This is a genomic window from Streptomyces sp. NPDC005752, assembly GCF_040630715.1.
Taxonomy (GTDB): domain Bacteria; phylum Actinomycetota; class Actinomycetes; order Streptomycetales; family Streptomycetaceae; genus Streptomyces.
In genome coordinates this window covers 14399-35707 of record NZ_JBEXYB010000041.1, presented here as the reverse complement: position 1 = coordinate 35707, position 21309 = coordinate 14399, and the positions used below count along the sequence as shown (strand labels likewise).

The 21309-nt window shown below is 70.8% G+C and carries 22 protein-coding genes and 1 pseudogene; 12 read left to right on the top strand and 11 right to left on the bottom strand.

Features of this window, described 5'->3' with window-relative positions:
• From ABZ441_RS28405 to ABZ441_RS28390, 4 genes are all read right to left on the bottom strand, one after another.
• A complete protein-coding gene (locus ABZ441_RS28405) occupies positions 1-1731 on the bottom strand; it encodes an ABC transporter substrate-binding protein (RefSeq protein WP_358979309.1) in 1731 nt (576 codons plus the stop codon).
• 203 nt (positions 1732-1934) lie between these two features.
• The gene (locus tag ABZ441_RS28400) at positions 1935-2030 is read right to left on the bottom strand and encodes an Ms4533A family Cys-rich leader peptide (RefSeq protein WP_315985674.1); all 96 of its coding nucleotides are present in this window, start codon (positions 2028-2030) and stop codon (positions 1935-1937) included.
• 88 nt (positions 2031-2118) lie between these two features.
• Complete coding sequence (locus tag ABZ441_RS28395; RefSeq protein ID WP_358979306.1) at positions 2119-3444, bottom strand: DUF3152 domain-containing protein; 1326 nt, start codon at positions 3442-3444, stop codon at positions 2119-2121.
• 8 nt (positions 3445-3452) lie between these two features.
• On the bottom strand, positions 3453-4418 hold the full coding sequence (locus ABZ441_RS28390) for an alpha/beta hydrolase (protein ID WP_358979304.1): 966 nt from the start codon (positions 4416-4418) through the stop codon (positions 3453-3455).
• Between the two features lie 110 nt (positions 4419-4528).
• Between ABZ441_RS28390 and ABZ441_RS28385 the strand changes: the two genes are divergently transcribed.
• The 4 genes from ABZ441_RS28385 to ABZ441_RS28370 all read left to right on the top strand — a co-directional run bounded on the left by ABZ441_RS28385 (position 4529) and on the right by ABZ441_RS28370 (position 6385).
• Positions 4529-4744, top strand: a complete 216-nt coding sequence (locus ABZ441_RS28385; RefSeq protein WP_205018689.1) for a hypothetical protein — start codon at positions 4529-4531, stop codon at positions 4742-4744.
• A 168-nt stretch (positions 4745-4912) separates the two neighbouring features.
• On the top strand, positions 4913-5554 hold the full coding sequence (locus ABZ441_RS28380; RefSeq protein ID WP_205018688.1) for a TetR/AcrR family transcriptional regulator: 642 nt from the start codon (positions 4913-4915) through the stop codon (positions 5552-5554).
• Positions 5555-5680: 126 nt separating this feature from the next.
• On the top strand, positions 5681-5908 hold the full coding sequence (locus tag ABZ441_RS28375; RefSeq protein WP_031091197.1) for a DUF3107 domain-containing protein: 228 nt from the start codon (positions 5681-5683) through the stop codon (positions 5906-5908).
• Between the two features lie 204 nt (positions 5909-6112).
• Complete coding sequence (locus ABZ441_RS28370; RefSeq protein ID WP_358979301.1) at positions 6113-6385, top strand: hypothetical protein; 273 nt, start codon at positions 6113-6115, stop codon at positions 6383-6385.
• Between the two features lie 14 nt (positions 6386-6399).
• On the opposite strand, the gene ABZ441_RS28365 is transcribed toward ABZ441_RS28370, so the two are convergent.
• Positions 6400-7146, bottom strand: a complete 747-nt coding sequence (locus ABZ441_RS28365; protein ID WP_358979299.1) for a ferritin-like fold-containing protein — start codon at positions 7144-7146, stop codon at positions 6400-6402.
• 473 nt (positions 7147-7619) lie between these two features.
• Here ABZ441_RS28365 and ABZ441_RS28360 point away from each other — a divergent pair, with 473 nt between their 5' ends.
• Together ABZ441_RS28360 and ABZ441_RS28355 are read left to right on the top strand one after the other, a co-directional pair.
• Positions 7620-9590, top strand: a complete 1971-nt coding sequence (locus ABZ441_RS28360; RefSeq protein WP_358979350.1) for a DEAD/DEAH box helicase — start codon at positions 7620-7622, stop codon at positions 9588-9590.
• A 97-nt stretch (positions 9591-9687) separates the two neighbouring features.
• The gene (locus ABZ441_RS28355; protein ID WP_358979297.1) at positions 9688-10542 is read left to right on the top strand and encodes an alpha/beta fold hydrolase; all 855 of its coding nucleotides are present in this window, start codon (positions 9688-9690) and stop codon (positions 10540-10542) included.
• A gap of 110 nt (positions 10543-10652) precedes the next feature.
• Here ABZ441_RS28355 and ABZ441_RS28350 read toward each other — a convergent pair whose 3' ends face one another.
• Positions 10653-11573: an NYN domain-containing protein gene (locus ABZ441_RS28350; protein ID WP_358979295.1), complete on the bottom strand. Its 921-nt coding sequence runs from the start codon at positions 11571-11573 to the stop codon at positions 10653-10655.
• Between the two features lie 209 nt (positions 11574-11782).
• Here ABZ441_RS28350 and ABZ441_RS28345 point away from each other — a divergent pair, with 209 nt between their 5' ends.
• Positions 11783-11935 (top strand): hypothetical protein, encoded by a 153-nt coding sequence (locus tag ABZ441_RS28345; RefSeq protein ID WP_167359504.1) that lies wholly within the window; start codon positions 11783-11785, stop codon positions 11933-11935.
• A gap of 112 nt (positions 11936-12047) precedes the next feature.
• Here the strand turns inward: ABZ441_RS28345 and ABZ441_RS28340 are convergent, their stop codons facing one another.
• The 3 genes from ABZ441_RS28340 to ABZ441_RS28330 form a co-directional block, all read right to left on the bottom strand.
• Entirely contained in the window at positions 12048-12653 is a 606-nt protein-coding gene (locus ABZ441_RS28340; protein ID WP_358979292.1) for a MarC family protein, read from the bottom strand.
• A gap of 110 nt (positions 12654-12763) precedes the next feature.
• On the bottom strand, positions 12764-13630 hold the full coding sequence (locus ABZ441_RS28335) for a PHP domain-containing protein (RefSeq protein WP_358979290.1): 867 nt from the start codon (positions 13628-13630) through the stop codon (positions 12764-12766).
• A gap of 115 nt (positions 13631-13745) precedes the next feature.
• Positions 13746-14390: a DUF6758 family protein gene (locus ABZ441_RS28330; RefSeq protein WP_358979288.1), complete on the bottom strand. Its 645-nt coding sequence runs from the start codon at positions 14388-14390 to the stop codon at positions 13746-13748.
• A 157-nt stretch (positions 14391-14547) separates the two neighbouring features.
• On the opposite strand from ABZ441_RS28330, the pseudogene ABZ441_RS28325 reads away from it, so the two are divergent.
• A pseudogene (locus ABZ441_RS28325) lies at positions 14548-15765 on the top strand (MFS transporter); the annotation flags it as partial.
• 62 nt (positions 15766-15827) lie between these two features.
• Here ABZ441_RS28325 and ABZ441_RS28320 read toward each other — a convergent pair.
• Positions 15828-16412 carry a suppressor of fused domain protein gene (locus ABZ441_RS28320; protein ID WP_358979348.1) on the bottom strand — a complete coding sequence of 195 codons (585 nt, stop codon included), beginning with the start codon at positions 16410-16412 and terminating at the stop codon, positions 15828-15830.
• A 413-nt stretch (positions 16413-16825) separates the two neighbouring features.
• Here ABZ441_RS28320 and ABZ441_RS28315 point away from each other — a divergent pair, with 413 nt between their 5' ends.
• Together ABZ441_RS28315 and ABZ441_RS28310 are read left to right on the top strand one after the other, a co-directional pair.
• Complete coding sequence (locus tag ABZ441_RS28315) at positions 16826-17941, top strand: magnesium and cobalt transport protein CorA (RefSeq protein ID WP_358979286.1); 1116 nt, start codon at positions 16826-16828, stop codon at positions 17939-17941.
• Between the two features lie 30 nt (positions 17942-17971).
• A complete protein-coding gene (locus tag ABZ441_RS28310) occupies positions 17972-18490 on the top strand; it encodes a hypothetical protein (RefSeq protein ID WP_358979284.1) in 519 nt (172 codons plus the stop codon).
• 42 nt (positions 18491-18532) lie between these two features.
• On the opposite strand, the gene ABZ441_RS28305 is transcribed toward ABZ441_RS28310, so the two are convergent.
• Positions 18533-19285: a hypothetical protein gene (locus tag ABZ441_RS28305; RefSeq protein ID WP_358979282.1), complete on the bottom strand. Its 753-nt coding sequence runs from the start codon at positions 19283-19285 to the stop codon at positions 18533-18535.
• A 170-nt stretch (positions 19286-19455) separates the two neighbouring features.
• Here ABZ441_RS28305 and ABZ441_RS28300 point away from each other — a divergent pair, with 170 nt between their 5' ends.
• Together ABZ441_RS28300 and ABZ441_RS28295 are read left to right on the top strand one after the other, a co-directional pair.
• Positions 19456-20730 (top strand): CBS domain-containing protein, encoded by a 1275-nt coding sequence (locus tag ABZ441_RS28300; protein ID WP_358979279.1) that lies wholly within the window; start codon positions 19456-19458, stop codon positions 20728-20730.
• Positions 20720-21298, top strand: coding sequence for a DUF1003 domain-containing protein (locus tag ABZ441_RS28295; RefSeq protein WP_358979277.1), 579 nt, complete (start codon positions 20720-20722; stop codon positions 21296-21298). The genes ABZ441_RS28300 and ABZ441_RS28295 overlap by 11 nt, the downstream gene beginning before the upstream one ends.
• The last annotated feature ends 11 nt before the right edge of the window (positions 21299-21309 follow it).

Here is a 21309-nt window from a genome sequence, read left to right as displayed (position 1 = left end):
TTACTTGACCGCGGCCTGGGAGACGTCGAGAACGCCGGTCCAGTCACTGATGACCACGTTCTTGACGTCCTTGCCGACGAGCCGCTTGTACACCGGGTGGAAGAGCGGCACCGTGAGCGCCTGCTCACCGATCTTCTTGTCGAGCGCTCCCCAGCGCGTGGCGGCTGCATCCAGGTCGGTGAGCTTGTTGATCTCGTCGATCTCCTTGTTGACCGACGCGTCGTTCAGGAAGCCGGTGTTGAAGTTGGCCCCGTCCTTCACGATCTGACGGCCGTCGAAGATCGGTGCGAGGAACGGGCCGCCGGAGGGCCAGTCGGCACCCCAGTGCGCGAGGAAGAAGCCCGGCTCCTTGGACGCGCTGTGGATGGTGTCGGAGTAGTCGTTGCTCTCCAGTCCCTTGAGCTCGACGGTGATGCCGGCCTTCTTGAGGGCGGCCTGGAGCGCAGTGGCGATCTCCGGGCTGGTCTCGAAGTCCTTGTCGTTGGAGTGCGTGAGGGTGACCTTCAGGCCCTTGGGGTAACCGGCCTCCTTCAGCAGCTCCTTGGCCTTGGCGGCGTTGCCGGTCTCGCCCGCCGGGAAGTGGTCGTACGGCGTGTAGCCGAAGGACTTCTGGTTCGGCAGGTAGGTGGTGGCGGGTTCGGCGAGCGAGGAGCCGCCGGCCGCGTTGATCACGGAGGAGCGGTCGACGGCGTAGGAGATCGCCTGGCGCACCTTGGGGTCGTCGAACGGCTTCACCTTCGGGTTGAAGGCGATGTAGTTGGTGTAGCCGAAGTGGCCGGTGCCGACGCGGGCGGCGAGCTTCTTGTCGCCGGAGACCTTGGCGAGCTCGGCCGGGCCGAGGTTGGTGTCGGTCGTGACGGCGGCGGCGTCGACGCCCTGCGAGGCGGAGAGCCGCTGGTTGATGACGGCGGAGTCGAGGCCGGAGCGTACGTCGATCTTGTCCGGGTATGCCTTGCGCTCCTCGTCGGTCTCTGCCGACCAGTGCTCGTTGCGCTCCAGGACGAGCCGCTCGCCGTCGTTCTCGTTCGTGACGACCTTGTACGGCCCGGAGGAGACGGGGTGCTCCTCGTATTTGGTGCCCGTGTCCTTGGCCTTCGGCACCGGGGTCGTCTGGGTCTGGGTGGCGAGGAAGGGGAATTCGCCCTCGGGCTTGTTCAGGTGGAAGACGATGGTCTTGTCGTCCGGCACCTCGATCGAGTCGAGGCCCTTCTTGTCCTTGTACGGGCCCTGGTAGTCGGCGCCGCCGATCAGCCAGTCGCGCAGGTAGGGCGCTCCGCCGGACAGTTCCGCGGCGAACGACCGCTCGATGCCGTACTTGATGTCCGCGCTGGTGATGGCGGTGCCGTCCTCGTACTTCAGCCCGTCCTTGAGGGTGTACGTCCAGACGGTGGCGTCCTTGCTCGGCGTACCCAGGTCGGTGGCCAGGTCGGGGACGACCTCGGTGCCTGCCGCGCCGTCCTCACGGTTGCGGGTGGTGAGCGTGCGGAACACCAGGGAGGGGACGTTGCCGCCGCCGGAGGTGTAGAGCCGCGCCGGGTCGAAGTCCTCCTGCGGGTTGCTGTTGAGGACCGTGAGGGTGCCGCCCTTGCGCGGCTCGCCCGAGGCGCCGGAGCCGGCGCCGTCGCCCCCGTTGTTCTGGGGACCTGCGCAGGCCGCGAGGCCGGCGACCAGGGCGAGGCTGACGGCGGCGGCGGTTGCCACACGGCGCGGTATGACGGACGGCTGACTCATCGGAAGATGACCTCTCGGTGTGCTGCGGCAAGGAGGAGGAGACATGTCCGCACGGGCGCAGCAGGTCCCGCCCGGGTGAGGGGAAGGGGACCGGGAAGACCGGAAATGCCGCGCCTGCGGACGGAGTACGCCCGGGCGCGGCAGAGGAGGGCCGAGGAGCCGGAAAAGGCTCTTCAGGGGGTCGACGCGCGCTCGAGCAGGCGTCAGCGACAGAGAATGTCGGCTACGCAGTGCCCGGCAACGCCGAGGAGCGCCAGCTCAAGGGCGGCGCGCTCGGAGGATGCGGGGCTGCGTGACATGCGGAGAAATATGGACGACCCCTCTCCCGATGTCAACGCGAGATGAGACGCCCGTCCCGCCATACGGACACGACGGCCTCCGGCCGGCTCAACTCTCCGGATAGACCCAGGGGTTGGGACGGCATTTGACGCCGTCCAGGTCCAGGGTCTTGGTCTGCTGCTGCATCACGGGGGCCGGGGCACCAGGGGTGCTGCAGTTCACGTGGTTGTGCCCCAGCCGGTGGCCCACCTCGTGGTTGATCAGCATCTGACGGTAGGCCAGAAGCCTTTCCGCCCCGAAGGTCGAGGCACCCTGCGCCCAGCGGTAGGCGTTGATCATCACGCGGTCGGTGGCGGCCGAGTCGCAGGAGACGTTGTCCTCGGCCGTGTCCAGGCCGGACTTCTCGCACCAGACGGCCGTGGTTCCCGGGCTCGCGAGGGTGATCACGAAGTCGGGTTCCCCGGAGGAGATCCGCTCGAAGGTCATGGCACCGTTGTGCGCCCAGCTGCGATCGTCGTTCAGCGTCCTCTGCACGGCGTCGGCGAAGAGGGCGGAATCGAGTCCCAGCCCCTGCTCGACGTCGATACGGTACCGGTGCTTCTGGCCCTTGCCCGGCGCCTTGGCCAGTCCGGGCACCGCCTCGAACTTCCCGGAGGCCTCGAGGTCGGGCGCCAGGGGAAAAGCGGAGGCCATCTTCTGCCCGTAGGACAGGGGCTTGCCCTCCTGCCGCTGCGCCTCGGGCGCCGACCGGTCCAGCGAGCGGGAGGCGTCCCCGGAGTCCTGCCGGTCGGCTTCGGCGGACCGCGGGCCGTCCGTCGTGCTGCCGGAGTCCTGCGCCACCTGCCCGGCCACCACGACCGCGAGCACCGTCGTCACGGCGGCGGCCGCGATCCCGGTGAACGCCCGCCCCTTCCCGTTCCTCGTCCGCCGGCCGTCTCCGTCGTCCGCGTCCTCGTCGGGTCCGTCGGAAACCGGCGGGGTGCGGACCGCGTCCTCCGGCGGGGCCGGCGGCCCGGGACGCGCAGGTGCGGTCTCGAACGCCTCCAGGAACTCCCTGCGCGGGCCCGGTACCGACGCGGCCCCGCCGGTCTCCGGCCCGGCCGTCCGACGCCCGGCCGCCTGCTGCGCGGCATGCTGCCGCGCCATGGCGGCCTGCCCGGCGCGGAAGACCTCCTGACCGCCCGGACCCGCCGGATCCCGCCGGCCGCCGTGCTGCGGCTGCGGTCCCGTGCCCCAGCCACCGCCCGGCTCACGCTGTTCGGGGTGCCCGCCGCGCACCTGCGGTGCGTCGCGGAACGGGCCGTGACCGTCCCTCGGAGGCGGTGTGGCGGAGTCCCGCCCGCGTCGGCCGGTACCCCGCTCCACACCGGCGCCCGTAGTGGCACCGGTCTCGGTCCGGGTGGCCTCGGGGCCCTTTCGGCTATGTCGTCCCACGCCCCGGATCAGCTCCCGCCGCGTTCGTCGAGCAGTTCCCGGAAGGCCTGGGCGACCGCCTCCGGGTACTCCATCATCGCCACGTGCCCGGCGTCGGGCAGTGACAGCAGGCGCGAGTCGCGGAAGGCCGCGGACGCCTTGCGTGCCATCCGGTACGAGACGAGCTGGTCACGTCCGCCGTACACGAGCAGGGTCGGTGCGAGCACCCTCTCGGCCTGGCGCCACAGCCCCTGCTGTCCTCCCAGCGTGTAGGCATCGACGATGCCCCGTGCCGAGCGGGTCATGGCGTCCCAGAAGTACGGCAGTTCCAGCCGTCGCTCCATCTCGGCCACCGCGTGACGGAAGGCTTCGTCGGAGATTCGTGCCGGATCGCCGTAACAGAGTGCCATGGCGCCGCGGGTGCGCTGCTCCGCGGTCCACCCACGGGTGAGCCGGGCGAACAGGGAGGCGACACCCGGAAGCGCGAGCATCGCGGTCGGTACGGCGGGCCGCTGGACCCGGATCTCGGGCAGGGCAGGGGAGATCAGCGTCAGTGTGCGCACCAGATCCGGCCTGGCGGCCGCGACCCGGGTGGCTACGGCACCGCCCAGAGAGTTACCGAAAAGGTGAACGGGCCCACGCCCGCCGGCGTCCAGCAGCCGGATCACCGCCCGGGCGTGTCCGGTGACGGAGTAGTTGCCGTCGTCCGGCGGCGGGGAGTCCCCGAAGCCGGGCAGGTCGACCGCCTCGCAGTGGAGGGTGTCGGCCAGCAGCGGCATCAGCGCCGACCAGTTCTGCGAGGAGCCCCCCAGGCCGTGCACGAAGAGAGCGGGAGCAGACCCCGTCGTCAGCGCCGGACGGGAACGGACGCTCAGGGAGAGGCCCGCCAGGGCGACGGACCGCAGCTTCTCCCCCTCCGCGACCCGTACGGCGCTCACGGTGGGCGCCACCGCGGCAGCGGCGGCGTGGATACCGGGCAGCTCGGTCGAAGACATGCGGCAATGTTACGAGATGATCACGCGGCGGTTCATGTGTTCGCGGTCACAGGCCGCATAGCGCCCCTCGGGGGTTGCTCCTAGGCTGCAAGGGAAGGAAGGGAGCCATCATGACGGTCGACCCGAGCGACCCGGAGACCTTCGAGGATCCCCAGCCCGACGAACCGGACCCCGAAGCTCCCGAAGCCGACACCGCCGAGCAGCAGGCCGCCGTCCGGCCGGAGCGCGACGAACCGCTCACCGGCATCGACCGCGGTGCGGCGAACGAGGCGGATGCGGCGGAGCAGGCCCGCGTTGTGACACAGGATGAGGACGATTACCGGTAGATCGCACCACTTTGCGGCGTGGACCGGTACATGTGCGGCTATCGCAGCCGTCCGGTCCGTGAAATTCTCTGTCCGCACCGCGCACACCCGGGTTACTCAAAAGTACGATGGCCCGACGGCGCAGCGTGCACGGTACGACTGTGTTCGATCACGAATCTGGGAGGCGGCGTGACAGCCATCGAGCAAACAGAGGCGGCGCGCCCACGGGGCACCCGGCTCCCCCGCCGTGCCCGACGCAATCAGCTGCTGGGCGCCGCGCAGGAGGTCTTCGTCGCCCAGGGCTACCACGCCGCGGCGATGGACGACATCGCCGAGCGGGCCGGCGTCAGCAAGCCGGTGCTCTACCAGCACTTCCCCGGCAAGCTGGAGCTCTACCTCGCGCTCCTCGACCAGCACTGCGAGTCCCTGCTCCAGGCGGTCCGTACGGCGCTCGCCTCGACCACGGACAACAAGCTGCGCGTCGAGGCGACCATGGACGCCTACTTCGCGTACGTGGAGGACGAGGGCGGCGCCTTCCGTCTGGTCTTCGAGTCCGACCTGACCAACGAGCCGGCGGTCCGCGAGAGGGTCGACCGCGTCTCGCTGCAGTGCGCGGAGGCCATCTCCGACGTCATCGCCGGTGACACGGGACTGTCCAAGGACGAATCGATGCTGCTCGCCGTCGGCCTCGGCGGTGTCTCGCAGGTCGTCGCGCGCTACTGGCTCTCCAGCCCGTCCGGCATCCCGCGCGAGTCCGCCGTGCAGCTGCTGACCTCGCTCGCCTGGCGCGGTATCGCGGGATTCCCGCTGCACGGCACCGATCAGCACTGAGCCCCGGCGCCGGTGTTCGCTGCGGGCGTTGCAGGTCGACCCGTGGTCCGTCCCTTCACCGGGCTAATGTGTGCTGCGTACGGCGCGGTTCACCGCGCAGAGACGGACCGTCGGAGGGACATAGCCGTGGAGGTCAAGATCGGGGTGCAGCACACGCCCCGCGAGATCGTTCTGGAGAGCGGGCTTTCCGCCGAAGAGGTCGAGAGCGCGGTCGGCGAGGCGCTCGGCGGCAAGGCACAGCTGCTCAGCCTCACGGACGACAAGGGCCGCAAGGTCCTGGTGCCGGCCGACAGGATCGCGTACGTGGAGATCGGCGAGCCCAGCACCCGGCGGGTGGGATTCGGCGCGCTGTAGCCCGCGCGACGCGGCAGCACAGGTGGAGGCCCGGCGGAATCGTCCGCCGGGCCTCCACCGTTTCTTCCACTTCTTCCACGGATCTGCCCGCGATCTCTCCCTCGGTGGGGTTCACCGGGGGCGGGAAGGGTTGTAGTCCGCAGGCCACGGGTAGGACCGGCTAGGACCGACCGACCGCCACGCCGTCAAGCGAGGTGACACCCTGTGTTCTGGGAATCCATCAGCTCCGTCGTTCTCGGACTCGCCCTTTCCTGGGTCGCGCTCCGCTCACTGTCCGACCGCCTCCCGTCCTCCCGCGTGGTGTTCGTCACGGGTGGGCTGGGTGCCCTGTTCGGCGCGTACCTGACGCATTCGACCCTGGGCTCCGGCCATGTCCTGGCGACCCCCACGGGCGCCGTGCTGGTCGGAGCGGTGACCCTGTCCCTGTTGATCAGGCCGCGGGGCCGCCGGCCGGTGCGGTCGGCGGCGGCCCAGTAGGGCCCGGGCGCCCGTCAGGCGGCGAGGCCGAGCGCCGCCATGCGCTTGGTGTGCGCCTCGGTGATCCGGGAGAACATGCGGCCGACCTCGGCCAGGTCGAAGCCGTCCGCCACGCCGCCCACCAGCATCGTGGACAGGGCGTCGCGGTCCGCGACCACCCGCTGCGCCTGCGAGAGCGCCTCCCCCATCAGCCTGCGCGCCCACAGGGCGAGCCTGCCCCCCACTCGGGGCTCCGCCTCGATGGCGGCGCGGACCTTCTCGACCGCGAAGTTCCCGTGGCCCGTGTCGTCGAGCACGGACAGGACGAGGGAGCGCGTGTCCATGTCGAGCCGTGCGGCGATCTCCCGGTAGAAGTCACTGGCGATCGAATCGCCCACGTACGCCTTGACCAGGCCTTCCAGCCAGTCCGACGGGGCCGTCTGGCGGTGGAAGTCGTCCAGCGGCTTGGCGAACGGCTCCATTGCGGCGGTCGGCTGCTCGTCGATGGCGGTCAGCCGGTCGGTCAGCTTCTCGAAATGATGGAATTCCGCGGACGCCATCCTGGCCAGTGCCGCCTTGTCACCGAGCGTCGGCGCGAGTTTGGCGTCCTCGGCGAGCCGCTCGAAGGCCGCGAGTTCCCCGTAGGCGAGCGCGCCCAGCAGATCCACGACCGCGGCGCGGTACTGCGGGTCGGCGGAAGCGGTGCCCCAGTCCTGGGCCGCGATCCCGGTCGGTGCGGGCGCTGCGTCGGATGCTTCAATGGCGTTGTCAGGCGTCTCCATGAAGCGCAGAATATCCCGCCCGACGGAGGGCCCGAGGGCCCGGTCAGCGGGAGACATCACACCGTTCCGATGAATTCGCCCAACACGCGTGCGCGAATCCGGGGTACAGTGGTATTGCGCTTACTGAGCATTTGTTGTGCCAGAAGCGCGACCTTGAATGAGGATGCCCGGTCGGTGGCCCGATCGGCTCCGACCCGAAAGCCCTCCACGCGGGGCGTACGACACGTACGACCGCAGATGAGGGGCCCCCTCAGCGGCACGAGCGCTCGAGCGACGGCAGTGGTCCCGCGCCACCCGGCCCATCCACGGCCGGATGACCGACCCCGGCACGGTACGACCCCCAGCGTTCGCCTCGGGCCGCGTCTCACAGAAGAGGCAGCACCCTGACTACGTTCCGCGACCTCGGAATCCTCACCGAGACGGCCGAAGCCCTCGAGGCGGTCGGCATCACGTCCCCCTTCCCCATCCAGGAGCTGACGCTCCCCGTAGCGCTCTCCGGCTCCGACGTCATCGGCCAGGCCAAGACCGGCACCGGCAAGACGCTCGGCTTCGGTCTCCCGCTCCTCGAGCGCGTGACCGTCCCCGCCGATGTCGAGGCAGGGCGCGCCGCGCCCGAGAAGCTGACGGACGCGCCGCAGGCCCTGATCGTCGTCCCCACCCGTGAGCTCTGCCAGCAGGTCACCAACGACCTGCTGACCGCCGGCAAGGTGCGTAACGTCCGCGTTCTCGCGATCTACGGCGGCCGGGCCTACGAGCCCCAGGTCGAGGCCCTGAAGAAGGGCGTCGACATCATCGTCGGCACCCCCGGGCGACTGCTCGACCTGGCGGGCCAGCGCAAGCTCGACCTGTCGCACATCCGTGCCCTCGTGCTGGACGAGGCCGACGAGATGCTCGACCTGGGCTTCCTGCCCGACGTCGAGCGCATCATCACCATGCTGCCGCCGAAGCGCCAGACGATGCTGTTCTCCGCCACCATGCCCGGTGCCGTCATCAGCCTCGCGCGTCGCTACATGTCGCAGCCGACGCACATCAACGCCACGTCGCCCGACGACGAGGGCACCACCGTCAAGAACACGGTGCAGCACGTCTACCGCGCCCACTCGATGGACAAGCCCGAGATGGTCTCCCGCATCCTGCAGGCCGACGGCCGCGGGCTGGCGATGATCTTCTGCCGCACCAAGCGGACGGCGGCGGACATCGCGGAGCAGTTGGAGAAGCGCGGCTTCGCGTCCGGCGCGGTCCACGGTGACCTCGGCCAGGGCGCTCGCGAGCAGGCGCTGCGCGCCTTCCGCAACGGCAAGGTGGACGTCCTCGTCTGCACCGACGTCGCCGCGCGGGGCATCGATGTCGGGGGTGTGACCCACGTCATCAACTACCAGTCGCCGGAGGACGAGAAGACCTACCTCCACCGCATCGGCCGTACCGGCCGCGCGGGCGCCAAGGGCATCGCGATCACGCTGGTCGACTGGGACGACATCCCGCGCTGGCAGCTGATCAACAAGGCGCTGGATCTGAAGTTCCCGGACCCGCCGGAGACCTACTCCACGTCCCCGCACCTTTACGAGGACCTCGGCATCCCGGCCGGCACCAAGGGTGTCCTGCCGCGCACCGAGCGGACCCGTGCCGGTCTGCGCGCGGAGGAGATCGAGGACCTCGGCGAGACGGGCGGCCGTGGCCGCAAGTCCGCGGCGCCCGCTGCGGCGCCCCGCGAGGAGCGTCCGCCGCGCACCCCGCGTCAGCGTCGTCGTACACGTGGCGGTGGAGCCCTCGACGAGGGTGCCGTCACCGTGCCCGCGCCCGCCGTCGAGGCGAGCGGTGACGACGCGCAGGAGCCGCGTACCCCGCGCCGTCGGCGTCGTACCCGTGCCGCGGCACCCGAGGCCGTGGCGGAGGCCGCGGTGGCCGTCGCCGAGACCCCGGTGGCCGTGGCCGAGACCCCGGTGGCCGTGGCCGCCCCCGAGGACGAGCCGGCCGACGAGGCGAAGCCGCGCCGCCGTCGCGCTCCGCGTGCCACGGCCACCCGGTCGGCCGTCGCGCCGGCCCCGGCAGCCGAGCCCGTCGTCGACTTCCAGACGGTCGCCATCTCGGCACCGGCCGCGGAGCCCGTGGCCACCAAGCCGCGCCGCCGCACCCGGGTCGTGAAGCCGGCCGACGAGGTCGACTTCCAGATCGCCCCTGTGTCGGAGCCCGTCACCGAGACGAAGCAGCGCCGCAGGCCCCGTGCCGCCGCCAAGCCGAAGACCGAGGTGGCGGTCGACACCGCGGTCACCACCGGGGACGCGGCGGAGACCAAGCCGCGTCGCCGCCGCCCGCGCGCCACGGCCGCGGAGAAGGCGGAGACCGCAGCGGTGACCGAGGCCGCGACGGACGGCGGGACGGCACCCGCCAAGCCGCGCAGGCGCCGTTCCCGCGCGGCGGCCGCGGCCGAGACGACCGAGAGCTGATCCGGCTTTCCCCACGGCCCCGGTTCCCGCCTGCGCGGGGGCCGGGGCCGTACGCCTGCCCGGGCACGCACCGGCACCCGGCGATACGCTCGGCCTCATGAGCCGGCCGCCCACCTTCACCCCGCCCTCCTGTGCCCGCGCCCGTGTACTGCGTACCGAGCGCGGGGACTTCGCCGTGCTGGACGCCGCACCGCGTACGGCCGCGCATTCCACCGCGCTCCTGCTGCCCGGGTACACCGGCAGCAAGGAGGACTTCGTCGCGCTGCTCGAACCTCTCGCCGAAGCCGGATTCCGTGTCCTTGCGGTGGATGGCAGGGGGCAGTACGAGACCGAGGGCCCGGACGGACAAGAGGCCTACGCGCAGGGCGAGTTGGCCCGCGACGTCCTGGCTCAGGCCGCTGCCCTCGCCGACGCTCCCCCAGCCGGGGGCATTCATCTGCTCGGGCACTCCCTGGGGGGCCAGATCGCCCGCGCGGCGGTGCTGCTGGACGCCGCGCCGTTCCGTTCGCTGACCCTGATGTCGTCCGGGCCCGCCGAGATCTCCACGGACCAGCAGAAGAAGGCCCAGCTGCTCGGCGACGCGCTCGGCCGCTGGAGCATGGCCGACGTCTGGCAGGCGATGCGTGCCCTGGACCCGCCGCAGGACGCGGACACCGGGGACGGCGAGGACCTGCGCCGGCGCTGGATGCGCCACAACCCGGCGCAGCTGATCGCCACCGGCACACAGCTGTCGGCCGAGCCAGACAGGGTGGCCGAGCTCGCCGGGCTGGCCCTCCCCGTGCATGTGATCTCGGGCGAGCGCGACGATGTGTGGCCGGTGCCGCTGTTCGACGGGATGGCACGGCGACTGGGCGCCCACCGCACCGTGATCGAGGGAGCGGAACACTCCCCCAACACGGCCCGCCCGCTGGAGACGGCGGCGGCGCTGGTGTCGTTCTGGAAGAGTCTCTGACCCCACACCCCCCGCGCCCTCCGTGCCCGGCCGCCCGCACTCGGCGGCTGAGGTGACGAGCCGGTCCCACACCGACGGCCCGCGCCGCAGCCCTCGGTGCGGGCCGGATGTCAGTACTGCGCCTGGAGGTGCTGCCAGAAGCCGTCGCGCAGCGCCCGGCGCAGGTGCGCGTGGCCGCGCAGCGAGTGCTGGAGGAGCCGTTCGGCCTCGACGAGCAGGTCCTGGTCGACGGAGCCCGGCAGGTAGGGGTGTCCGGGCAGCAGGTCCGCGAGGGCGTCACGGCCGCGCGAGGAGAGCCAGCCCGCGGCGATCTGCGCACCGACGAAACGGACGTCCTCGCGCGCGGGGGCCGGGCCGGCGTCCTCGTACATCGTGACGGAGCGCCGGGTCACGTACGGACGGCAGAAGTCGAGGTCGAAGGTGCGCTGGCTGTCGACCTCCCAGAGCAACGGCTCGGCCTGGTTGCGGCCTTCGCCCGCCTCGATGCCCCAGAGGTGGACGCGGGCACCGTAACCCTGGGCGGCCTCGACGGCCGAGACCAGGTCCTCGTCGCCGCCGACGAGTGCCGCGTCGCTGATGGCACGGTGCCGGGCGAGCGACTCGAGGTCGGTGCGGATGAGTGAGTCGACGCCCTTCTGCTGGTTGTTGGCGTTGAGGTTGCCGAGCCTGACCTTGACGTCGGGGAGTTCGGCGATGGACTGCTGCTCGACGGTGTGGATCCGGCGTCTGGCTCCGTCGTACCAGTACACGCGGAGCAGTCTGCTGTCCGCGAAGATCGTGCGGGCCTTGTCGATGAAGGCCTCGATCAGCCCTTCGGCGTCCAGGTCGAAGGACCGGCGGTCCTCGGTTCCGGTGACGAGCAGTCCGGCCGCCGCGTAGACGTAGCCCGCGTCCACGAAGATCGCGTGGGTGGAAGGGGTCTTCGACACCTCGGCGAGTACGCGCTGGAGCAGCTCGTTGGCGCGGTCCAGGCGGTCCAGCTGCTCGCGGATACCCGGCTCCTCGTCCGTCCGCGCGTCCTCGTGACTCATGCGGGCCTCATCGTCCGCGTATGCATGATTACCGACGGGTACTTAGACATCCAAAAAATTTCCTTAGCGTAGGGAATGTTTGCAGTAGGCAAGTCGTTGTACCCCCTGAGGAGCGCGGGACGAACACGCCTTGCGCTCCCATCCTTGTGGACGGCAGGCCCGTCCACCCAGTAGTTCTCCAGCAGGAGGATCAGACGAAGGGAAGCCGTATGCGCTTCGAGATCATGCGACTCGACGATGTCGACGGTACCGCCGTGGACAGCACCGTTGTGGACGCCGCCTCCGTCAACCGGATCGTGCAGCAGGCCGCGGCAATAGGCCAGCGCATCTACATCCGGCCGGCCGACACGTCGGCTTCGTAACACCTTTTCCCGCTTCGAGTCGCTGAGCAAGAGCGCATGAAGAGCTGACGACGAGGCGCCCCCGCACGGAAGGTTCGTGCGGGGGCGCTGTGGTGTCCGGGCCCGTCGGCCCTCAGGAGTTCTGGATGACCTGGGTGACGCCGTTGATGATCTGCTGTACGGCGATGGCCGAGAGCATCATGCCCGCGAGCCGGGTCACCAGGACCACTCCGCCGTCCTTGATCACACGGATGATGAGCAACGAGTACCGCATGGTCACCCAGAGCACGACGTGCATCGCCACGATCGCCGACCAGACCGAGATCTCGCCGGCCGCACCGTCGGCGTTCTGCACCGCGAGGATCACCGAGACGATCGCGCCGGGCCCGGCGAGCAGCGGCATACCGAGCGGCACGAGGGCCACGTTGACGTCCTTCGTCTGCGTCGGCTCGTCCGTCTTGCCGGTGAGCAGGTCCAGCGCGATGAGCAGCAGGAGGAGCCCGCCCGCGATCATCAGGGCGGGCACGGAGACGTGCAGGTAGTCGAGGATCTGCTGGCCGAGCAGACCGAAGACGGCGATCACGCCGAAGGCGACGCTGACGGCCTGCAGAGCCATCCTGCGCTGCACCTTGGCGGGACGGCCCGCGGTGAGGGCCAGGAAGATCGGGGTGATTCCGGGCGGATCCATGATCACGAAGAGGGTGAGGAAGAGGGATCCGAAGACAGCTATGTCGAACACGGTGAGCCTTGCGAGAGAAGTACGGGCCGAACAGGAGGGTGCGCGCGCCGATGCGTCACGGCGACACCATGACGCGCGAAGGAAAGAGGAAGAGAGGGGGAGGGGCCCCGTTACGCGGAGACCGGCCCGCCGGCGCCCGGCACGGGGAACGCTCCCGTGGCGCGCCGGGTGATCTCGCCGTAGATCTCGGGGTCGGTGGTGTACTCCCCGAGCCGGACGGTCTTCCGGCTGCCGTGGTAGTCGCTGGACCCGGTGGGCAGCAGACCCAGCTCGGCGGCGAGCCCTCGCAGCCGGGCCCTCGTGGGCTCGTCGTGGTCCATGTGGTCGACCTCGATGCCGTCGAGTCCGGCGACCGCCAGCTTCTCGATCACGGCTTCGGGGACCACCGCACCGCGCTTGACGGCGAGCGGGTGGGCGAGGACGGTGACGCCGCACGCCGCCTTGACCAGCCGGATCGCGTCGAACGGGTCGAGTTCGTGCTTGTCGGCGTACGCGCGTCCGCCGTTGCCGAGCCAGGCCGAGGTGAAGGCGTCGGAGACCGTGTCCACGACCCCCAGCTCCACGAGCGCGGTCGCGACGTGCGGACGGCCGACGGAGCCGTCCCCGGCGATCCGGGCGACCTGCTCCCAGGTGATCGGAACGCCGAGCTCCCGGAGCCTGCCCACCATGGCCTGCGCCCGAGGCACCCGGTCGTCCCTGACGAGCTCGCGCTCGCGGGCCAGTTCGGGCTCGGAGGGGTCGAAGAGGTAGGCCAGCATGTGCAGGCCGACGCCGTCGACGCGGCAGGAGAGTTCGGCGCCGGTGACGAGCGTGAGCCCCACGGGAAGGGCGGCCGCCGCCTCCGCGTGGCCTCCGACCGTGTCGTGGTCGGTCAGGGCGACGACGTCGAGGCCCGCCGCGGCGGCGTTGGCCACCAGCTCGGCGGGGGTGTCCGTGCCGTCCGAAGCGGTGGAGTGGGTGTGCAGATCGATGCGCACGACGTGTACTCCGGTGCTGGTGGGCGGACAGGGGACGCTCAAGGGTAACCGCCGGGCGTCACCCTTCCGGCCCCGTCCCGGCGGCGCGGCGGCGCGGCCCGGTCAGGGCGGTGCGTCAGGGCGGTGCGATCAGCCGGGGGGTGAGCGCCCCGCACGGCAGGAGGTCCACCTCGCCGCCCGCGTCGCGCAGGTCGGTCAGCACCAGTTCGTCGTACATCATGAGCCCGGACTGCTCGGGCCACACGATCGCCCAGAGCCACAGACCGCGCGCCTCGCCCGCGAAGACCGCGCGGTCGGCGGGGGCGTCCTTGACGTGCCACAGGGCGGTGGGGCGTCCCGCCGCGAGCACCTTGGCATCCGGCGCCGCGTCGACGCGCAGGCCGGAGCCGGGGTCGGGGCCCTCGATGCCGGCGTAGCGCGCGCCGAGCCCCACGCCGAGTTCCTCTGCGACGAGCAGCAGCTCCCCCATGCCTCCGAGCGGCCCGGGGCCCGAACACGCGACGACGGTGGCCCGGCCGCCGCTGCGGTCGTCGCCCGCGTACGCCGCGCCCGTGAACAGCCAGCCGACCGGGAGCGGCCAGGGCATCCACACGGGCACCTGGGCCCGGTGCACCACGACACCCAGCGCCTCGACGCTGGGCGGGACCACCGGCTGCATCGGGTTCACCTGGCCGTGCGAGGAGCACTGCCAGGCATCGGCGAAAAGACCGGGCGCCCTGACCCGGCCACCGCACTTCGGGCAACTGGGTTCGCCCCTCATAGCGCCCAACGGTCCTCTCCGGTCGTCGCCGCGTCAAGGACGATCACCCGTCCGCAGCGCGGCTCCGGCCGGAGAATCTAGATGCATCTTGCATTTATTAGAGTGTCTAATTTATTTTGCGCACCACGCGACGCTCTGACGGAGAAGGAGAGAACCCATGCGCGGAGAGGCGGGGGCCACCGGCATCCTGCGCCAGCCGAAGGCCGTCCGGGCGACGGCGGGCGCCTCGGTCATGGCCTTCATGGGGATCGGCCTGGTCGACCCGATCCTGCCGTCCATCGCCGAGGGGCTGGAGGCGACGCCCAGCCAGGTGTCCCTGCTGTTCACCTCGTACTTCCTGATCACCGCCTTCGCGATGCTCGTGACCGGCTTCGTGTCCAGCCGTATCGGCGGACGCAGGACCCTGCTGGCCGGCCTCGCACTCGTCGTCGTCTTCGCCGCGCTCTCGGGCACCTCCTCGTCCGTCGCCGAGCTGGTCGGCTTCCGGGCCGGATGGAGCCTGGGCAACGCCCTGTTCGTGTCCACCGCCCTCGCGGTGATCGTCGGCGCGGCGGCCGGCGGCAGTGCGGCCGCCATCCTGCTGTACGAGTCGGCCCTCGGCCTCGGCATGGCGTGCGGGCCCCTGGTCGGCGCCCTGCTCGGCGACGCCGACTGGTGCTACCCCTTCTTCGGAACCGCCGCCCTCATGGCGATCGGATTCCTCTGCATCGCCGCGTTCCTGGACGAACAGCCCAGGCCGGCCCGGAGGACCTCGCTGCTGGACCCGGTGAAGGCGCTCGGCCACGGCGGGCTGGCCTCGGTCGCCGCATCGGCGTTCTTCTACAACTACGCGTTCTTCACGATCCTGGCGTTCACACCGTTCGTGCTGACCATGTCGCCGTACAGGTCAGGGGCGGTGTTCTTCGCCTGGGGCCTGCTGCTCGCCGTCTTCTCCGTGCTCGTGGCACCGCGACTCCAGCGGCGCTTCGGCTCGCTGGAGGTTCTCGGCGGTTCCCTGGTGCTGCTCGCCGCGGACCTGCTGATCCTCGGATACGGGAACCACACGACGGCCGTCGTCTGCACCATCGTCTCGGGCGCCTTCATCGGCATGAACAACACGGTCTACACCGAACTCGCCCTCGGCGTGTCCGACGCACCGCGCCCCGTGGCGAGCGCCGGCTACACCTTCGTCCGCTGGTTCACCGCCGCGGCGGCACCCTTCCTCGCACCGAGGATCGAGGAGTGGAGCGACGTCCACATGCCGTTCGTGGTCGCCGCGATCGCCGCACTCACCGGCGCCGTGGTCGTCCGGGCCCGGCGCGTGGCACTGACCCGCGAGGCCGGGGAACCGGAGCAGCGGCACGCGACCCAGGGCGGTGACACCGTCCTCGCCGACCGACCGGCCCCGCCCGCGGCTCCCCTCCAGGCGGCGCGCCGAAGCACCCCGCGCCCTGAGCGTCAGTCCAGCGGCACGGACGCACGCAGCGGATCCCGCAGGTCCGTCCCCTGCGAGAGCCAGCGTTCCTGGAGCTCCTGCGCGCCCTTGACCCGCTTCCACGCGGCCTCGTTGGGCGTCATCGGCAGCAACGGGAGGAAGCGCACCGGGTCCATCGGTGCGTCGAGCTCCAGGTCCTCGACCAGGCCGCCCGGCTCGGCGACCAGGACGGAGCTGAAGGGGGCCCCGGACCACAGCGGCTCTCCGAGGTCCAGTGAGGCCCCGGGGGCCACGATCAGCCCCTCGACCTGCGGGGAGGCCGCCAGCACCGCGAGGGGCCGCAGCACCTGGTCGGTGTCGGCGAGGCCCATCCGCACGGACAGGACCAGCTCGGCACGCGGGCCCTTCACCTGGTCGGCGAGGGGCGAGGTCGGGTCCGCCATCGGCCGGTCGGACATACCGAGCGTGGCGTAGCGCACCACGTCTCCGTCGACGAAGCGGAGCACCTCGATGCGGTCCGTACCGAGGAACGTCACCTCCGCACGCGCGTCCGGCTCACCCAGCGCCGTCCGGAGCCTGGCTTCGACCAGATCAAGAATTTCTCCCATGCCGCGAGCATAGAACGCGTCCGGAACGGGCAAAGGACGGGATTGGGTCTTCACCCGGCTGATAGCCTGAGGCGTCGGTCGGGACAGCACGCAGAAGCGTCGCTCTCAGTCCTGACAACACGTGATCCCCCACGGGGGACCGGCCGGAGGAGGTGGGGCCGCGGTGGATCCAAGTCGACCGTGCAGTACCAACCGCCCTTCCGCTCGACGCCTTCCTTCTGTGACCTGACGCCTTCCCGGACGTCACCACGGCAGTTCGCGCACCGGAAGAGCCCCTCGTTTTTTGCCTGTCTGTAGCGAACGCCGTCATCGTGCCCGCGCGGTGCCGCCCGCTTTGCGGACGTGAGCGCACGTCCCCATTCCGGGCTGTTCCACGCCCCCCGCCGACGGCCCTCCGTGAAGAGGAGCCAGCCATGTCGATGATCCGTGACCTGCGCGCCGCAGTGCGCCCGTCCCTGCGCAAGAGCAACACCCCGTACAACAGCTACGACGCCACCCGTGACCCCTCCGCCTCCAGCGCCGTGGTCGACTGCGCGGTCTACCGGGACGGACGCCGGCTCGCCGACGCCTCCTGCCAGACACCGCGCGAGGCGATGCTGAGGGTGCGGGAGGAGGGCGGCTTCGCCTGGATCGGCCTGCACGAGCCGACCGAGGAGGAGTTCGCCGGTATCGCCCGGGAGTTCGGCCTCCACCCGCTCGCCGTCGAGGACGCGGTCCACGCGCACCAGCGACCCAAGCTGGAGCGGTACGACGACACGCTGTTCACGGTCTTCAAGACGATCCACTACGTCGAGCACGCCGAACTGACCGCGACCAGCGAGGTCGTCGAGACCGGCGAGGTGATGTGCTTCACCGGGCGGGACTTCGTGATCACCGTCCGGCACGGCGGGCAGGGTTCGCTGCGCGCCCTGCGCCACCGCCTCCAGGAGGATCCCGAGCTGCTCTCCAAGGGCCCCTCCGCCGTGCTGCACTCCATCGCCGACCACGTCGTCGACGGCTACATCGCGGTGGCGGCCTCGGTGCAGGACGACATCGACGAGGTGGAGATCGACGTCTTCTCCACCCCGGCCAAGGGCACGCCCCGCGGTTCGGACGCCGGGCGGATCTACCAGCTCAAGCGCGAGGTCCTGGAGTTCAAGCGCGCCGTGTCGCCGCTGCTGCGGCCGATGCAGCTGCTGAGCGAACGCCCGATGCGGCTCATCGACCCCGACATCCAGAAGTACTTCCGCGACGTGGCCGACCACCTGGCCCGGGTGCACGAGGAGGTCATCGGCTTCGACGAGCTGCTCAACTCGATCCTCCAGGCCAACCTGGCGCAGGCGACCGTCACGCAGAACGAGGACATGCGCAAGATCACCTCGTGGGCGGCCATCATCGCCGTACCGACGATGATCTGCGGGGTCTACGGCATGAACTTCAAGCACATGCCCGAACTGCGGTGGACCTACGGCTATCCGATGGTGCTGGCACTCATCGGAGTCGTCTGCTTCTCCATCCACCGCACCCTCAAGCGCAACGGCTGGCTCTGATCCGAAACCCCCGGCCACTAGAGTTCGGGCATGACTGCTGCTGACGTGTTGCTTGCCCGGGCTCTCGTCGAGGAGGCCACCAAGAAGTCCGCCCTGATCTGGGTGCGGGCCACCGGCCCCTCCCGGGCGTTGTGGCACGTGTGGCACGAGGGCGCCGCCCTGCTCGTCGGGGACGGCCCCGGGGAGCAGCCGCTCCCCGCCGGACTGGACGCCGGTGGCGCCGCCGAGGTGACCGTACGCAGCAAGGACAAGGGGGGCAGGCTCGTGGCCTGGACGGCCGCCGTGGCGGTGCTGGAGCCGCACTCCGAGGAGTGGGAGACGGCGGTCGGCGAACTCAGGGGCAAGCGGCTCAACGCACCGGACGCCGACCGGCTGACGGAACGCTGGGCGCGTGAGTGCCGTGTCCTTCGGCTCACGCCCGGGGCGTCCAGCACCGACCTTCCGGACACCGCACTGGCGGCGCGGCCGCTGCCCACCGGGGCGACCACGCGGCGGACCGCCCCCGCGGCACTCCCGCGCCTGCTCCTGAAGCGCCGCGGAAAGCGCTGAACGGCCTCCTTCGCGAAGGACGTGAACGGCGGGCCGATCGCGTCAGGCGGAGGACTTGGGCAGCTCCCCGCCGTAGTCGACCGTGTCGCCCTCGGCCGGAGCCTCAAGCGGGAAGGCCTCGCCCCAGTCGGCGAAGGTGACGGTGCCTCCGCCCCCGCCACGGGCCACGCGCAGGGGATACGGAGCGCCCTCCAGGGAGACGTCCAGTGCGCCCCCCTCACCCTTTCCACCCATGATCTGCACGGTGCGCACCCCGCCGACCGTGTCCCGGTCACCCTTGTTGATCTTCCCGTGGAGTGCGAGCACCCCGTCGAGGAGCGTCTCCTTCTCCGTGAACCCGCGCATCTGCCGGTAGGTGGGGTCGTCCTCGGGAACCTTGACGTACTTGCCTTCGAGCTTCTCGGCGGCCTGGTCGCTCCCGTCGTCGGCCTTGTCGTCCTTCCAGAAGCCCGCGTCGGCCTTGAGGTAGAGCTCGTCACCGATGCGCAGCAGTTCGAAGGTGTTCCGACTGGAGGTGACCGACCCCGCTCCGCCCTTGCTGCTGAGCCGCATGTTCAGGGTGTACGTCCCGCCCTTGCTGACCAGCTTCCCCGTCAGCCGCACCATGTCGGCGGCGTCCGCGGAGGCCCGCGCCTTCTTGTCGATCTGCGCTGCCGTCAGCTTGCCGACACCGTTGGTCCCCTTGTCCGGGTCCTCGCCCGCGCAGGCTGTGAGCGAGACGGTCAGCCCTGCGCAGAGCACCACGGCGAAAGCGGTCCGGCGACGGGTCCGGACGGCCGGGGTGGAAGAGGTCACGGCGCACTGCCTCTCATCTGTGTGTCGGGGGTGGCAGACGGCAGCGTACCCGTGCCGGGTACGCCGTTCGGCAGAGCGCCGTACGGACGGTCCGCCAAGGCGTCGCCGACCGGCACGGGCTAGCCTGATCACGGCGAAGGAGGACTTGAGGACCGAGGGAGGCGCACAGGATGGCGGCAGGAACTCCCAGGGTTTTCGTCTCACACCTCGCCGGCGTACCGGTGTTCGACCCGAACGGGGATCAGGTCGGCCGGGTCCGGGATCTGGTGGCGATGCTCCGGGTGGGCGGCAAACCGCCGCGGCTGCTCGGCATGGTCGTCGAGGTCGTGAGCCGGCGTCGCATCTTCGTGCCGATGACCCGGGTGACGGGTGTCGAGTCGGGCCAGGTCATCACCACCGGCGTGGTCAACATGCGTCGGTTCGAGCAGCGCCCGACCGAGCGGCTCGTCCTCGGCGAGTTCCTCGACCGGCGGGTGCGCCTGAAGGAGACGGACGAGGAGGTGACCGTCCTCGACGTCGCGATCCAGCAGCTCCCGGCCCGCCGCGACTGGGAGATCGACAAGTTCTTCGTACGCAAGGGGCGCGGCGGGGCCCTTCGCCGCAAGGGCGAGACCCTCACCGTGGAGTGGTCGGCGATCAGCGGCTTCTCGCTGGAGGAGCACGGGCAGGGCGCAGAGAACCTGGTGGCCACCTTCGAACGGCTGCGCCCCACCGATGTCGCCAACGCCCTGCACCACCTGACGCCCAAGCGCAGGGCCGAGGTCGCCGCGGCCCTGGACAACGACCGGCTCGCCGACGTCCTGGAGGAGCTCCCCGGTGACGACCAGGTGGAGATCCTGGGCAAGCTGGAGGAGGACCGCGCCGCGGACGTCCTGGAGGCGATGGACCCGGACGACGCCGCCGACCTGCTCTCGGAGCTGCCGGAGGCGGACAAGGAACGGCTGCTGGCCCTGATGCGGCCCGACGACGCCGCCGACGTACGGCGCCTGCTGTCGTACGAGGAGCGGACCGCCGGCGGTCTGATGACGACCGAGCCGATCATCCTGCGGCCCGACGCGACGGTCGCGGACGCCCTGGCCAGGGTCCGGCAGCAGGACCTGTCCCCCGCGCTCGCCGCCCAGGTGTACGTCTGCCGGTCGCCGGACGAGACCCCCACCGGCAAGTACCTCGGCACCGTGCACTTCCAGCGGCTGCTGCGGGATCCGCCGTTCACCCTGGTCAGCTCGATCGTCGACAGCGACCTCGTCCCTCTGGGACCGGACACCCCGCTGCCCGCGGTGACCAGCTATCTGGCCGCGTACAACATGGTCTCGGTGCCCGTGGTCGACGAGAGCGGCTCGCTGCTGGGCGCGGTGACCGTCGACGACGTCCTGGACCACCTGCTCCCCGAGGACTGGCGCGAGACCGACTTCCTGGGCGAGGAGGAGATCACCGGTGGCCTCTGACGAGCGTTCGCGGGCGACGCCGACGGGCGCCTCGGGCATCGTGCGCCCACCGCGTTTCCGGCTCGACCAGCCGAAGGCGCCACGGCGCCGGCTGCTGCCCGAGTACGACCCCGAGGCCTTCGGCCGCTTCTCCGAACGCATCGCGCGCTTCCTGGGGACCGGCCGGTTCATCGTCTGGATGACCCTGATCATCATCCTGTGGGTGGTCTGGAACATCTTCGCGCCCGAGGAAGTGCGCTTCGACGAGTACCCGTTCATCTTCCTGACCCTGATGCTGTCCCTCCAGGCCTCCTACGCCGCCCCGCTGATCCTCCTCGCGCAGAACCGCCAGGACGACCGCGACCGGGTCACGCACGAACAGGACCGCAAGCAGAACGAGCGCTCGATCGCGGACACCGAGTTCCTCAGCCGGGAGATCGCCGCGCTCCGGATGGGCCTCGGGGAGGTCGCGACCCGGGACTGGATCCGCTCGGAGCTGGAGACCATGGTCAAGGACATGGAGGAGCGCAGGGTGCTCCTCCCGGTCGAGAGTGACGAAGGCGACCGCGGAGGGGCTACCCGCCCGTAGGCACCCGCGCC

Excerpts from the sequence above, each read along its gene's own strand:
- ABZ441_RS28345 (WP_167359504.1), top strand. The coding sequence starts at position 11,783 with ATGCGCTTCGAGATCATGCGACTCGACGATGTCGACGGTACCGCCGTG.
- ABZ441_RS28350 (WP_358979295.1), bottom strand. The coding sequence starts at position 11,573 with ATGAGTCACGAGGACGCGCGGACGGACGAGGAGCCGGGTATCCGCGAG.
- ABZ441_RS28300 (WP_358979279.1), top strand. The coding sequence starts at position 19,456 with ATGGCGGCAGGAACTCCCAGGGTTTTCGTCTCACACCTCGCCGGCGTA.
- ABZ441_RS28310 (WP_358979284.1), top strand. The coding sequence starts at position 17,972 with ATGACTGCTGCTGACGTGTTGCTTGCCCGGGCTCTCGTCGAGGAGGCC.
- ABZ441_RS28405 (WP_358979309.1), bottom strand. The coding sequence starts at position 1,731 with ATGAGTCAGCCGTCCGTCATACCGCGCCGTGTGGCAACCGCCGCCGCC.
- ABZ441_RS28355 (WP_358979297.1), top strand. The coding sequence starts at position 9,688 with ATGAGCCGGCCGCCCACCTTCACCCCGCCCTCCTGTGCCCGCGCCCGT.
- ABZ441_RS28365 (WP_358979299.1), bottom strand. The coding sequence starts at position 7,146 with ATGGAGACGCCTGACAACGCCATTGAAGCATCCGACGCAGCGCCCGCA.
- ABZ441_RS28390 (WP_358979304.1), bottom strand. The coding sequence starts at position 4,418 with ATGTCTTCGACCGAGCTGCCCGGTATCCACGCCGCCGCTGCCGCGGTG.
- ABZ441_RS28400 (WP_315985674.1), bottom strand. The coding sequence starts at position 2,030 with ATGTCACGCAGCCCCGCATCCTCCGAGCGCGCCGCCCTTGAGCTGGCG.
- ABZ441_RS28315 (WP_358979286.1), top strand. The coding sequence starts at position 16,826 with ATGTCGATGATCCGTGACCTGCGCGCCGCAGTGCGCCCGTCCCTGCGC.
- ABZ441_RS28320 (WP_358979348.1), bottom strand. The coding sequence starts at position 16,412 with ATGGGAGAAATTCTTGATCTGGTCGAAGCCAGGCTCCGGACGGCGCTG.
- ABZ441_RS28385 (WP_205018689.1), top strand. The coding sequence starts at position 4,529 with ATGACGGTCGACCCGAGCGACCCGGAGACCTTCGAGGATCCCCAGCCC.
- ABZ441_RS28330 (WP_358979288.1), bottom strand. The coding sequence starts at position 14,390 with ATGAGGGGCGAACCCAGTTGCCCGAAGTGCGGTGGCCGGGTCAGGGCG.